Origin of the sequence: Pantoea sp. KPR_PJ (assembly GCF_041386365.1) — a bacterium.
In the GTDB taxonomy this organism is placed as follows: Bacteria; Pseudomonadota; Gammaproteobacteria; order Enterobacterales; family Enterobacteriaceae; genus Pantoea.
In genome coordinates, this window is sequence record NZ_JABMIK010000009.1 from 94,351 (window position 1) to 106,891 (window position 12,541).

The following is a 12,541-nucleotide window of genomic DNA, read 5'->3' on the forward strand; positions in this document are numbered from 1 at the left end:
AACGATGAATACACAACAACTGGCAAAACTGCGCTCCATTGTGCCCGAGATGCGTCGCGTCCGGCACATTCACTTTGTCGGCATCGGCGGTGCCGGCATGGGCGGTATTGCCGAAGTGTTGGCGAATGAGGGTTACCACATCAGCGGTTCCGATCTGGCACCGAACGCGGTGACGCAGCATCTGGCTGGACTGGGGGCGACCATCTATTTCAACCATCGCCCGGAAAACGTCACCGACGCGAGCGTGGTTGTGGTCTCCAGTGCGGTGGCGCAGGACAACCCTGAGCTGGTTGCTGCGCGCGAGCAGCGTATTCCTGTGATCCGTCGCGCTGAGATGCTGGCTGAGCTGATGCGTTTTCGCCACGGCATTGCCATTGCTGGCACGCACGGTAAGACAACCACGACGGCAATGGTATCCAGCATTTATGCGGAAGGTGGCATGGATCCCACTTTCGTCAACGGTGGACTGGTTAAAGCGGCAGGCACGCATGCGCGTCTTGGCAGTAGCCGCTATCTGATTGCAGAAGCTGATGAGAGCGATGCTTCCTTCCTGCATCTGCAGCCGATGGTCGCTGTGGTCACCAATATCGAAGCCGATCATATGGATACCTATCAGGGCGATTTTGAGAACCTGAAGCAGACCTTTATCAATTTCCTGCACAACCTGCCGTTCTATGGTCGCGCAGTGATGTGCATTGACGATGTGGTCATTCGCGATCTGCTCCCGCGCGTTGGGCGTCACATTACCACTTACGGCTTCAGCGACGATGCCGACGTGCGAATTGAGCACTACGAACAGCGCGGCGCGCAGGGGCACTTTACGCTGGTGCGCCACGATAAGCCGCGTTTGCAGGTTACGCTCAACGCGCCGGGCCGTCACAACGCGCTGAATGCGGCGGCAGCTGTCGCCGTGGCGAGTGAAGAGGGCATCGACGACAATGCGATCCTCGCTGCGCTGGAGAGCTTTCAGGGAACAGGGCGCCGCTTTGATGTACTGGGCGAGTTTTCGACGGAGCCGGTAAACGGCACTCCCGGCAAAGCGATGCTGGTGGATGATTATGGTCACCACCCAACGGAGGTGGACGCCACTATCAAAGCGGCACGCGCGGGCTGGCCGGATAAAAAGCTGGTGATGGTATTTCAGCCTCACCGTTATACCCGTACCCGCGATCTGTTTGATGACTTCGCTAATGTGCTGTCGCAGGTCGACGTGCTGCTGATGCTGGATGTTTATTCGGCCGGTGAAGCGCCTGTTCCCGGCGCGGACAGCCGCGCCCTCTGCCGCTCGATTCGCGGTCGTGGCAAGGTCGATCCTGTGCTGGTACCGGATCATGACGCGCTGCCGGAAATGCTGGCGCCGCTGCTGTCGGGTAACGATTTGATTCTGGTGCAGGGTGCGGGTAACGTCGGTAAAGTGGCACGCAAGCTGGCAGAATGCAAACTACAGCCCGAGCGTAAAGCGGAGGAGCGTCATGACTAATAAAGTGGCCGTCCTGATGGGCGGCACTTCCGCAGAACGCGAGGTTTCGCTGATGTCGGGTAAGGCCGTACTGGCTGGCCTGCGTGAAGCGGGCATTGATGCGCACGCGGTTGATACGCGCGAGGTTTCAGTGCTGACCCTGAAAGCGCAGGGCTTTGACTCCGCTTTCATTGCGTTGCACGGTCGCGGCGGCGAAGATGGCACCTTACAGGCGGTGCTGGAATTTTTGCAGCTGCCTTACACGGGCAGCGGCGTGATGGCTTCAGCCATCACCATGGACAAGCTGCGCACCAAACTGCTGTGGCAGGGACGTGGTTTGCCCTCAGGACGTTTTGTCTGGCTGACGCGCCAGCAGTATCAGGATGGCCTTGATGCAGAAACGCGCGACGCCATTAGTGCGCTGGGTCTGCCGCTGTTTGTTAAGCCCAGCAGTGAGGGCTCAAGCGTTGGTATCAGTCGCGTCAATACGCCTGATGCACTGCCCGCCGCACTGGAAGAGGCTTTTCGTCATGACAACGATGTGCTGATTGAGGCTTTTCTCAGCGGCGCAGAGTACACGGTGGGCATCATTGGCGATCGCATTTTGCCGGCAATACGCATTCAGACCGCCAGTGAATTTTATGACTATGAAGCTAAATACATTTCTGACGATACTCAATACTTCTGCCCGGCAGGACTGAGTGCGGAGAAAGAGGCAGAACTGCAAACGCTGGTGCTGGATGCCTGGCGTGCGCTGGGTTGTAGCGGCTGGGGCCGCGTTGACGTGATGACGGATGGCGAAGGCCATTTCCAGCTGCTGGAGGTGAATACCTCCCCGGGCATGACCAGCCACAGTCTGGTGCCGATGGCGGCCAGGGAAGCGGGAATGAGCTTCTCGCAGCTGGTGTCACACATTCTGGAACTGGCCGACTGATATGTCACAGGCGGCCCTGAACGCAAGAAACCGTGAACCCCAGGAGCGCGCGCGCACCGGGCGTAGCAACGGAGCCAGACTTTTCGGCATCGTGTTTTTGCTGATGGTTATTGGCATTATGATTTTTGGCGGACTGGTGGTGCTGAAGTGGATGAACGACGCCTCACGGCTGCCGCTTTCGCGGCTGGTGGTGACGGGCGAAACCCACTACACCACGCATGACGATATTCGCCAGGCGATTTTGTCGCTGGGTGCGCCGGGCACCTTCATGTCGCAGGATGTGAATATCATCCAGCAACAGATTGAGCGTTTGCCCTGGATCAAGCAGGTCAGCGTGCGCAAACAGTGGCCGGACGAACTGAAAATTCATCTGGTGGAGTATGTGCCCGTTGCCCGCTGGAATGACGTACATATGGTGGACGCAGACGGCGTCTCTTTTAGCCTGCCAGCCAGCCATATTGGCAAAGAGGCGCTGCCAATGCTGTATGGGCCAGAAGGCAGCGAAAAAGAGGTGCTGGCGGGTTACCACAGCATGGGTGACGTGCTAAAGGCGAACAAGTTTACCCTGAAGGTAGCGTCGATGACGGCGCGGCGGTCATGGCAGTTGGTCACCAGCGACGATGTGCGTATCGAACTGGGACGGGGTGAACCCATGAAGCGTCTGAACCGATTTATTGAGCTTTATCCGGCGTTGCAGCAGCAAGGGCAGAACGAGCATAACCGTATCAGCTATGTCGATTTGCGATACGATTCGGGCGCGGCGGTGGGCTGGACGCCGGAGCCTATAGAGCTTCAGGACAGTAATCAGCAACAGAACCAGGCACAGGCTAAACAATGATCAAGGCAACGGACAGAAAACTGGTAGTTGGACTCGAAATTGGCACCGCAAAGGTTGCCGCCCTGGTTGGGGAAATTCTGCCCGATGGTATGGTCAACATTATCGGGGTGGGCAGCTGTCCGTCTCGTGGTATGGATAAAGGCGGCGTAAACGATCTGGAATCGGTAGTGAAGTGCGTGCAGCGCGCTATCGATCAGGCTGAGCTGATGGCGGACTGCCAGATTTCCTCCGTCTATCTTGCTTTATCGGGCAAACATATCAGCTGCCAGAACGAAATCGGGATGGTTCCGATTTCCGAAGAGGAAGTGACTCAGGATGATGTAGAAAACGTCGTACACACTGCGAAATCAGTGCGCGTGCGCGATGAGCACCGCATCCTGCATGTTATTCCTCAGGAATACGCTATCGATTATCAGGAAGGCATTAAAAATCCAGTGGGTCTCTCAGGTGTGCGTATGCAGGCAAAAGTGCACCTGATCACATGTCACAACGATATGGCGAAAAATATCGTCAAAGCAGTTGAACGTTGTGGCCTCAAAGTTGACCAACTGATTTTTGCTGGCCTGGCATCCAGTTTCGCCGTACTGACAGAAGACGAACGTGAGCTCGGCGTCTGTGTTGTCGACGTCGGTGGCGGTACAATGGATATCGCTGTCTATACCGGTGGCGCGCTGCGTCATACCAAAGTGATCCCCTATGCCGGGAATGTGGTGACCAGCGATATCGCTTACGCCTTCGGCACACCACCGACCGACGCGGAAGCCATCAAGGTGCGTCACGGTTGCGCGCTGGGATCGATTGTCGGCAAAGATGAAAATGTAGAAGTACCGAGCGTAGGCGGACGCCCGCCGCGCAGTCTGCAACGTCAGACGCTGGCTGAAGTCATTGAGCCGCGGTACACCGAATTGCTGAATCTGGTCAATGACGAGATTTTGCAGCTCCAGGAACAACTGCGTCAGCAGGGCGTTAAGCACCATCTGGCAGCCGGGATCGTGCTGACCGGAGGGGCCGCGCAGATTGAAGGGCTGGCCGCCTGCGCACAACGCGTTTTTCATACGCAGGTGCGCATTGGACAGCCGCTCAATATCACAGGATTGACGGATTACGCGCAGGAGCCGTATTACTCCACCGCAGTGGGACTGCTGCACTATGGCAAAGAGTCCCATATGAACGGCGATGCAGAGACGGAAAAACGCGCATCGGTGGGTAACTGGTTTAAGCGCATTAATAGCTGGTTGAAGAAAGAATTTTGATTTTAGAAAGGAGACCATGCTGGCACTGTTTATGGTCTCCAGGCGACAGGCACATAACGGAGAGAAATCATGTTTGAACCGATGGAATTAACCAATGACGCGGTGATTAAAGTCATCGGCGTCGGCGGTGGCGGTGGCAACGCCGTAGAGCACATGGTACGCGAGCGTATCGAAGGTGTAGAATTCTTCGCTGTAAATACTGACGCGCAGGCGTTGCGTAAAACAGCGGTTGGCCAGACCATCCAGATCGGTACCAACATCACCAAAGGTCTGGGCGCTGGGGCGAACCCGGAAGTGGGGCGTACCTCAGCGGAAGAAGATCGCGAAGCACTGCGTTCTGCGCTGGATGGAGCAGACATGGTGTTTATCGCTGCGGGTATGGGCGGCGGTACCGGTACCGGCGCTGCGCCGGTGGTGGCAGAAGTCGCTAAAGACCTGGGCATTCTGACCGTTGCAGTCGTTACCAAACCGTTCAACTTCGAAGGTAAAAAGCGTATGGCTTTTGCCGAGCAAGGCATTGCCGAGCTGTCGAAGCATGTGGACTCGCTGATTACTATCCCGAACGACAAGCTGCTCAAAGTGCTGGGTCGCGGCATCTCCCTGCTCGACGCTTTTGGCGCAGCAAACGACGTACTGAAAGGCGCGGTGCAGGGTATTGCCGAGCTGATTACGCGTCCTGGTCTGATGAACGTTGACTTCGCAGACGTGCGCACCGTGATGTCCGAAATGGGTTATGCCATGATGGGATCCGGCGTTGCCTGTGGCGAAGATCGTGCGGAAGAAGCAGCCGAAATGGCGATCTCCAGCCCGCTGCTGGAAGATATCGACCTTTCCGGCGCGCGCGGCGTGCTGGTTAACATTACGGCGGGCTTTGACCTGCGTCTGGATGAGTTTGAAACAGTGGGTAACACTATCCGCGCCTTTGCGTCTGACAACGCGACCGTGGTGATCGGTACCTCGCTGGATCCAGAGATGAATGATGAGCTGCGCGTAACCGTTGTTGCTACGGGTATCGGTATGGACAAGCGTCCTGAAATCACCCTGGTGACCAACAAGCCAGCCAGCCAGCCGGTTATGGATCACCGTTATCAGCAGCACGGTATGTCGCCGCTGCCGCAGGAGCAGAAGCCTGCTGCGAAGGTGGTTAACGACCAGAGCGCGCAGTCTAATAAAGAGCCTGATTATCTTGATATTCCAGCGTTTCTGCGTAAGCAGGCCGACTAGGAATAACCTGAGAATTGGGAATCTCCGCTTTTTGTGCTAAAGTGTTCGCCCGCTGGTAACGTATACTGGCGGTCGGATGGGTAATATTGCGAGATAATACGATGATCAAACAAAGGACATTAAAACGTATTGTTCAGGCGACGGGTGTCGGTTTACATACCGGCAAAAAAGTCACGCTGACACTGCGCCCTGCGCCGGCTAACACCGGGGTCATCTATCGTCGCACTGACTTGAATCCACCGGTTGATTTCCCGGCTGATGCAAAATACGTGCGCGACACCATGCTGAGTACCTGCCTGGTGAATGATGAAGGCGTGCGTATTTCGACGGTTGAACATTTGAATGCCGCTCTGGCTGGCCTGGGTATCGACAACATTATTGTTGAGGTTGATGCGCCGGAAATTCCCATTATGGACGGTAGCGCCGCGCCCTTTATCTATCTGCTGATGGATGCAGGCATCGAGCAGCTGAGCAGCGCCAAGAAATTTGTGCGCGTTAAGCAGGCTGTTCGTGTAGAAGACGGTGACAAGTGGGCCGAGATCAAGCCGTTCAACGGTTTTTCTCTGGATTTCACCATCGACTTTAAGCACCCGGCGATCGACTCCAGCTCTCAGCGTTATCAGCTGAATTTCTCTGCGGATTCCTTTGTTCGCCAGATCAGCCGTGCTCGTACCTTTGGTTTTATGCGTGAAATCGAATATCTGCAATCCAAAGGCCTGTGCCTGGGCGGTAGTCTGGATTGCGCTATTGGTCTTGACGATTTCCGCGTGCTGAATGAAGAAGGTCTGCGTTTTGAGGACGAATTTGTTCGTCACAAAATGCTGGATGCGATTGGCGATCTGTTTATGTGCGGCCACAATATTATCGGCGCGTTTAGCGCGTTCAAATCAGGCCACGCACTGAACAACAAACTGCTGCAGGCTGTTCTTGCTAAGCAGGAAGCCTGGGAATGGGCAACCTTCGAAGACGAAGCTGAACTGCCGCTGGCGTTCAAGGCACCGAATCTGGTTCTGGCTTAATTACCCCAGATCCTCTGAAACGGCTGGCAATGCTGACACCCTCTCCGGTCAGCGGCACCAGCCGTTTTTTATTGCCTGAAACAGGCTAACACCAAACCTGAAGAGCGCTCTCAGCCATAGCTGCAACGTTGCTGAAACGCTGAACAATCAGGCGCGTTTTATTCCAGCGGCCCTTTAAACCCTGATGTGGTTATCCCATATTGATGGTACTATCAGGGCGCTAAATAACGCTGATCCGCCGTCAGGTACAGGCGGTAAACCCCAACAACGACGCGATACTGGTTCGCAATGGAATAGTTGTGATCGGAATTTTTTTACGCTGGCGACAATTAGGCAGACGCTACTTCTGGCCTCATCTCCTGTTGGGGATGGTGGCGGCCAGCCTCGGCCTGCCTGTCAGTGCGCAAAGCGCCGAGCTGAATGCGTCGTCTGAATCACCGTCCAGTAGCCTTTTTGTTGGCAATGCCGCGCGTTTCGATCATCTGATCCGTCTGCAGGAAACGGTGCGCCGTCCCAGCTTTACGGTCGATTACTGGCATCAGCATGCCATCCGCACCGTTATCCGCCATCTTTCATTTACGTTGACGCCACAGGCGGAAACCGCAGGTGCCTTGCCGCTGGCGGTACATAAGCTGGCCCTGATCGATTCACTCCAGGCGCTGCTGACTACCCACACTTCTCTTCATCAGCCAGTACAGGAAACGGGGACGCTGTGCGATACGCTCGAGTCTTCCCCCTCGCTGGCCAACTGGCGCGGCAAAATTCATGCAATTCGCGCCGGACCGTCTACGCTGCTTGTCTGATACCTTTTTTCTCAAACCTTTTACTTTATCGCAGTCCGCTCAACGCGGCTGAATTGAGATGTTTTTAATATGTTAATCAAATTGTTAACGAAAGTTTTTGGCAGCAGCAACGATCGTACTCTGCGCCGTATGCGCAAAGCGGTAGACGTTATCAACAAAATGGAACCGGACTTCCAGAAGCTTTCAGACGATGAGCTGAAAGCTAAAACTGATGAGTTCCGCGAACGTCTGAAAAAGGGCGAGTCGCTGGAGAGTCTGATCCCGGAAGCTTTTGCTACGGTACGTGAAGCAAGCAAACGCGTTTTCGGTATGCGTCACTTTGATGTGCAGCTGCTGGGCGGCATGGTGCTCAACGATCGCTGTATCGCAGAGATGCGTACGGGTGAAGGTAAAACCCTGACTGCAACGCTGCCTGCTTACCTGAATGCCCTGAGCGGCAAAGGCGTCCACGTTGTTACCGTCAACGACTATCTGGCGCAGCGTGATGCAGAAAACAACCGTCCGCTGTTTGAATTCCTGGGCCTGAGCGTGGGTATCAACCTGCCGGGCATGCCGTCTGTGGCAAAGCGTGAAGCCTACGCTGCTGATATTACCTACGGCACCAATAACGAATATGGCTTTGACTACCTGCGCGACAACATGGCGTTCAGCCCGGAAGAGCGCGTCCAGCGTAAACTGCACTATGCGCTGGTGGATGAGGTGGACTCCATCCTGATCGATGAGGCGCGTACGCCGCTGATCATCTCCGGTCCGGCGGAAGATAGCTCTGATATGTACATCAAGGTTAACAAGATCATCCCGAACCTGGTGCGTCAGGAGAAAGAAGATTCTGACACCTTCCAGGGCGAAGGCGATTTCTGGGTAGATGAGAAAGCGCGCCAGGCGCACATGACCGAGCGCGGTCTGGTTAAAGTGGAAGAGCTGCTGGTCAGCCAGAACATCATGGAAGAGGGCGAATCGCTCTATTCACCGACCAACATTATGCTGATGCATCACGTCACGGCAGCCCTGCGCGCCCATGCGCTCTTTACCCGCGACGTCGATTACATCGTAAAAGATGGCGAAGTGGTTATCGTCGATGAGCACACCGGTCGTACCATGCAGGGCCGCCGCTGGTCAGATGGTTTGCATCAGGCCATCGAAGCCAAAGAAGGGGTAGAGATCCAGAACGAGAACCAGACGCTGGCTTCTATTACCTTCCAGAACTACTTCCGCCTTTATGAGAAGCTGGCCGGTATGACCGGGACGGCAGATACCGAGGCCTTTGAGTTCAGCTCTATTTATAAGCTCGACACCATTGTTGTGCCGACCAACCGACCGATGGTGCGTAAAGATCTGCCCGATCTGGTCTATATGACCGAGAAAGAGAAGATCGATGCGATCATCGAAGACATTCGCGAGCGTACGGCTAATGGGCAGCCCGTTCTGGTTGGTACCATTTCCATTGAGAAGTCGGAAGTGGTTTCTAACGAACTGACCCGCGCAGGCATCAAACACAACGTGCTGAACGCCAAATTCCACGCCCGTGAAGCGGATATCGTGGCGCAGGCGGGTCAGCCGGGAGCGGTAACGATCGCCACCAACATGGCGGGTCGTGGTACCGATATTATGCTGGGCGGCAGCTGGCATGCCGATGTGGCGGCGCTGGAGAATCCGACCGAAGCGCAAATCGAAGAGATCAAAGCGGCCTGGAAGGTTCGTCACGATGCGGTTCTGGCATCAGGTGGTTTGCACATCGTCGGTACCGAGCGTCACGAGTCCCGCCGTATCGACAACCAGCTGCGTGGTCGCGCAGGTCGTCAGGGTGATGCCGGTTCCTCACGCTTCTACCTCTCAATGGAAGATGCGCTGATGCGTATTTTTGCCTCCGATCGCGTGTCGAATATGATGCGTAAGCTGGGCATGAAGCCAGGCGAGGCGATTGAGCACCCGTGGGTCACCAAAGCGATCGCCAATGCTCAGCGCAAAGTGGAAAGCCGCAACTTCGATATTCGTAAGCAGCTGCTGGAATATGACGATGTGGCGAACGACCAGCGTCGCGCTATCTACAGCCAGCGTAACGAACTGCTGGATGTTTCCGACGTGAGTGAAACCATTAACAGCATTCGCGACGATGTCTTCAAAACCACTATCGACAGCTACATTCCGCCGCAGTCGCTGGAAGAGATGTGGGATGTGCCAGGCCTGGAAGAACGTCTGCGCAACGATTTTGATCTCGATTTACCCATCGCAGAATGGCTGGATAAAGAGCCAGATCTGCACGAAGAGACGCTGCGCGAGCGCATCATGACGCGCGCGCGCGAAAACTACGCCAGCAAAGAAGAGGTTGTTGGCGTTGAGATGATGCGCAACTTCGAAAAAGGGGTGATGCTGCAAACGCTGGACTCCTTATGGAAAGAGCACCTGGCCGCCATGGACTATCTGCGTCAGGGCATCCATTTGCGCGGCTACGCGCAGAAGGATCCGAAGCAGGAGTACAAGCGCGAATCTTTCGCCATGTTTGCCGCCATGCTGGAGTCTCTGAAATATGAAGTGGTCAGCACGCTGAGTAAGGTGCAGGTACGTATGCCAGAAGAGGTTGAGGCGATGGAGCAGCAGCGTCGCGAAGAGGCTGAACGTCTTGCACAGCAGCAGCAGCTGAGTCATGTTGACGACGAAACCGCCGCTGCGGCTTCACTGGCAGCACAGGCGGGCGAGCGTAAGGTGGGACGTAACGATCCTTGCCCGTGCGGCTCGGGTAAAAAATATAAACAGTGCCATGGCCGACTGGCCTGACGCTAATAAAAAGGAGCTTCGGCTCCTTTTTTAATGCTCCTGACGGTGCGGATTAACTTTGCACCACCCATGATTTAAAATTTGTGCACACTCATCCTTCTGACGTGGAAAAATTCTATGAAGCACCTGCAAGTGGCCGTTGGCATTATTCGTAACGCCGATAAACAGATCTTCCTGGCTCAGCGCCCGGCGTCGTCGCACATGGCGAATATGTGGGAGTTTCCTGGTGGTAAAATTGAGGCTGGCGAAAGCGCCGAAGAAGCGCTGAAGCGCGAGCTGATGGAAGAGACGGGTATTGAGGTTACGCACGCAACGGCCATTGGTGCAGCGGATCACACCTATGAAAATCTGCGCGTGACGCTAAACTTCTTTCTGGTTGAAGGCTGGCGCGGCGAGCCGTGGGGACGGGAAGGCCAGCCGCAGCGCTGGGTGGCGCAGAGCGCGCTGGTGGCAGAGGAGTTTCCACCGGCTAATCATGCACTGATTGCGCGCCTGCTGGCCAGTGAGCTGTAAAAGCAGGGGCTTATGCCCCTGCGGTTAGCGCTGTTCCTCGCTCCACTCGTCGCTGTCGCTCTGATCCCCCTCGCTGGGGATACGCTTCTCTTCGGCAGCCCATTCGCCCAGGTCAATCAGCTGGCAGCGTTTGCTGCAGAACGGCCGCCAGGGGCTCAGTTCATCCCAAATCACATCTTTGCCGCAGTGCGGACAGGAAACGGTAATCACTTCATTTTGCATAGCTACCTCTAACAACAGGCCAGTTCAAAGTCGAGTCGCGCAGGGACTTCACCGCGCTCGCTGTCAAGCGGCAAAAAGCGAATCGCATAACGGCTCTTATGACCAGAAACCTGGGGATAAAGCGCATCTTCCAGATGCAGTTGCAGGCGTAGCAGGTCCGCCCCTTCTGCATTGTCCTGGTAAAACCCATTCAGGCTGGTTTGATGGCGAAATGCGGCTGACTGGCGGATAAGATCCAGAACCATTGTCAAACTTTGATGAAGCGGCTCAAGCGTGTAAAGCCAGGTCGACACATGGCGGTCACGCATCTCCTGCGGCTGATGCAGCCAGATATGTAGCCCAGGCAGGTCGAAACTACAGCATCCACCTGGAATACTCAGACGCTGGCGTACCAGCCCAATCAGTCGGTCTTCCCGCAGCTGCTGCCCCATACGTGGCGCGCTGTTGAGTTGAACAGACTGCGCTTTAAGTTTGTCACGCAGCGCATCAACCACGCTCATATCCACACCAGGCACATCGGCCCAGGCGCGCAATTTTTGCTGCTGGCGTTCCAGCTCTTTCAGTAACTCAGTGCGCATGTCACCGCGCTCGAAGATATCCAGCAGCTCGCCGATCACGCGAAAAAAAGTCAGTGCCGTGGAGGAGCGGGTAACAGGCACGGTTTCGTGCAGCTGCTGGATCAAAAATTCAACGCGCAGCCAGGTACGCATTTTTTCATTTAAAGGGTGTTCAAACAGAACGATTGTACTCATGGTGTTAATCCTGTTGCGCTGCCGCCAGTGCCAGATAACGATGGTGCAGGGCGGCAACCTGCGGCACTGCTTCATCTGGCGTGCCGCTGTTATTAATGACGTCGTCGGCCACGGCAAGACGCGCGTCGCGCGTCGCCTGAGCGGACAAAATATTTTGCGCCTGCAGACGATCGATGCCGTCGCGCTGAATCGTGCGTCTGAGCTGCGTCTCTTCATCGACGTCAACCACCAGTACGCGGTCTGCCTGGTACTGCAGGCCATTTTCGACCAGTAACGGCACCACCCACAGTAAATAGGGAGCGACCGTCTGCGCTTTCAACTGCTGCGTGCGGGCATTGATCAGGGGATGAAGCAGGTTATTCAGCCAGGCTTTCTCTTCCGACGACTGAAAAATGATCGCTCTTAGCCTGGCGCGATTTAGCATGCCTTCTTCAGTCAGAATGCTGTTGCCGTGGCGCTCCGCGATCTGCTGTAGCGCAGGCGAGCCCGGCTCGACCACGTCGCGTGCGATAACATCCGCATCGATAACGGGAACGCCAAGCGCGGCGAAAGCGCTGGCAATCGTGCTTTTTCCACTGCCGATTCCACCGGTCAGTGCCACGGTATAGGGCATATCACTCTCTCAGGCACGCAACACAGCTGGACACCCGAAGCGCGAAACTGTGTGCGCGATCACAATGAAAATTCTCAGCTAAATTTATGGGATTGTAGCGTAAATAAAGTGAAATTCGCAGTCTTGTCGCCAGGCA

Annotated in this window: 12 protein-coding genes; 9 read left to right on the forward strand and 3 right to left on the reverse strand. The window is 55.5% G+C overall.

The genetic code is table 11. The features are described from left to right. Positions 1-4 precede the first annotated feature (4 nt). From murC to mutT, 9 genes are all read left to right on the forward strand, one after another. The gene (gene murC / locus HP564_RS17270; RefSeq protein WP_371245063.1) at positions 5-1,480 is read left to right on the forward strand and encodes a UDP-N-acetylmuramate--L-alanine ligase; all 1,476 of its coding nucleotides are present in this window, start codon (positions 5-7) and stop codon (positions 1,478-1,480) included. Continuing rightward, a complete protein-coding gene (locus HP564_RS17275; protein WP_371245064.1) occupies positions 1,473-2,393 on the forward strand; it encodes a D-alanine--D-alanine ligase in 921 nt (306 codons plus the stop codon). Before murC ends, HP564_RS17275 begins: the two co-directional genes overlap by 8 nt. Position 2,394: 1 nt before the next feature. Continuing rightward, positions 2,395-3,231, forward strand: a complete 837-nt coding sequence (gene ftsQ, locus HP564_RS17280) for a cell division protein FtsQ (RefSeq protein ID WP_371245065.1) — start codon at positions 2,395-2,397, stop codon at positions 3,229-3,231. Then, positions 3,228-4,484, forward strand: a complete 1,257-nt coding sequence (gene ftsA / locus HP564_RS17285; RefSeq protein ID WP_033749492.1) for a cell division protein FtsA — start codon at positions 3,228-3,230, stop codon at positions 4,482-4,484. Before ftsQ ends, ftsA begins: the two co-directional genes overlap by 4 nt. Before the next feature lie 69 nt (positions 4,485-4,553). Continuing rightward, positions 4,554-5,708, forward strand: a complete 1,155-nt coding sequence (ftsZ, locus tag HP564_RS17290; RefSeq protein ID WP_371245066.1) for a cell division protein FtsZ — start codon at positions 4,554-4,556, stop codon at positions 5,706-5,708. 101 nt (positions 5,709-5,809) lie between these two features. Continuing rightward, positions 5,810-6,727, forward strand: coding sequence for a UDP-3-O-acyl-N-acetylglucosamine deacetylase (gene lpxC / locus HP564_RS17295; RefSeq protein WP_371245067.1), 918 nt, complete (start codon positions 5,810-5,812; stop codon positions 6,725-6,727). 299 nt (positions 6,728-7,026) lie between these two features. Next, positions 7,027-7,530: a secA translation cis-regulator SecM gene (gene secM / locus HP564_RS17300; protein WP_371245068.1), complete on the forward strand. Its 504-nt coding sequence runs from the start codon at positions 7,027-7,029 to the stop codon at positions 7,528-7,530. Between the two features lie 69 nt (positions 7,531-7,599). Then, positions 7,600-10,305: a preprotein translocase subunit SecA gene (secA, locus tag HP564_RS17305; protein ID WP_371245069.1), complete on the forward strand. Its 2,706-nt coding sequence runs from the start codon at positions 7,600-7,602 to the stop codon at positions 10,303-10,305. A gap of 117 nt (positions 10,306-10,422) precedes the next feature. Continuing rightward, positions 10,423-10,818, forward strand: a complete 396-nt coding sequence (gene mutT, locus HP564_RS17310; RefSeq protein ID WP_371245070.1) for an 8-oxo-dGTP diphosphatase MutT — start codon at positions 10,423-10,425, stop codon at positions 10,816-10,818. 24 nt (positions 10,819-10,842) lie between these two features. On the opposite strand, the gene yacG is transcribed toward mutT, so the two are convergent. Genes yacG through coaE form a run of 3 tightly spaced genes read right to left on the reverse strand, consistent with a single transcriptional unit; the run spans position 10,843 to position 12,405 of the window. Then, positions 10,843-11,040: a DNA gyrase inhibitor YacG gene (gene yacG, locus HP564_RS17315; protein ID WP_371245071.1), complete on the reverse strand. Its 198-nt coding sequence runs from the start codon at positions 11,038-11,040 to the stop codon at positions 10,843-10,845. An 8-nt stretch (positions 11,041-11,048) separates the two neighbouring features. Continuing rightward, entirely contained in the window at positions 11,049-11,792 is a 744-nt protein-coding gene (zapD, locus tag HP564_RS17320; RefSeq protein WP_371245072.1) for a cell division protein ZapD, read from the reverse strand. Positions 11,793-11,796: 4 nt separating this feature from the next. After that, a complete protein-coding gene (gene coaE / locus HP564_RS17325) occupies positions 11,797-12,405 on the reverse strand; it encodes a dephospho-CoA kinase (protein ID WP_371245073.1) in 609 nt (202 codons plus the stop codon). Positions 12,406-12,541: the final 136 nt, after the last annotated feature.

Bases quoted from the DNA above. Each gene is read 5' to 3' on its own strand.
- ftsA (WP_033749492.1), top strand. From the start codon at position 3,228: ATGATCAAGGCAACGGACAGAAAACTGGTAGTTGGACTCGAAATTGGC.
- ftsZ (WP_371245066.1), top strand. From the start codon at position 4,554: ATGTTTGAACCGATGGAATTAACCAATGACGCGGTGATTAAAGTCATC.
- ftsQ (WP_371245065.1), top strand. From the start codon at position 2,395: ATGTCACAGGCGGCCCTGAACGCAAGAAACCGTGAACCCCAGGAGCGC.
- coaE (WP_371245073.1), bottom strand. From the start codon at position 12,405: ATGCCCTATACCGTGGCACTGACCGGTGGAATCGGCAGTGGAAAAAGC.
- murC (WP_371245063.1), top strand. From the start codon at position 5: ATGAATACACAACAACTGGCAAAACTGCGCTCCATTGTGCCCGAGATG.
- yacG (WP_371245071.1), bottom strand. From the start codon at position 11,040: ATGCAAAATGAAGTGATTACCGTTTCCTGTCCGCACTGCGGCAAAGAT.
- secA (WP_371245069.1), top strand. From the start codon at position 7,600: ATGTTAATCAAATTGTTAACGAAAGTTTTTGGCAGCAGCAACGATCGT.
- HP564_RS17275 (WP_371245064.1), top strand. From the start codon at position 1,473: ATGACTAATAAAGTGGCCGTCCTGATGGGCGGCACTTCCGCAGAACGC.
- mutT (WP_371245070.1), top strand. From the start codon at position 10,423: ATGAAGCACCTGCAAGTGGCCGTTGGCATTATTCGTAACGCCGATAAA.
- lpxC (WP_371245067.1), top strand. From the start codon at position 5,810: ATGATCAAACAAAGGACATTAAAACGTATTGTTCAGGCGACGGGTGTC.
- zapD (WP_371245072.1), bottom strand. From the start codon at position 11,792: ATGAGTACAATCGTTCTGTTTGAACACCCTTTAAATGAAAAAATGCGT.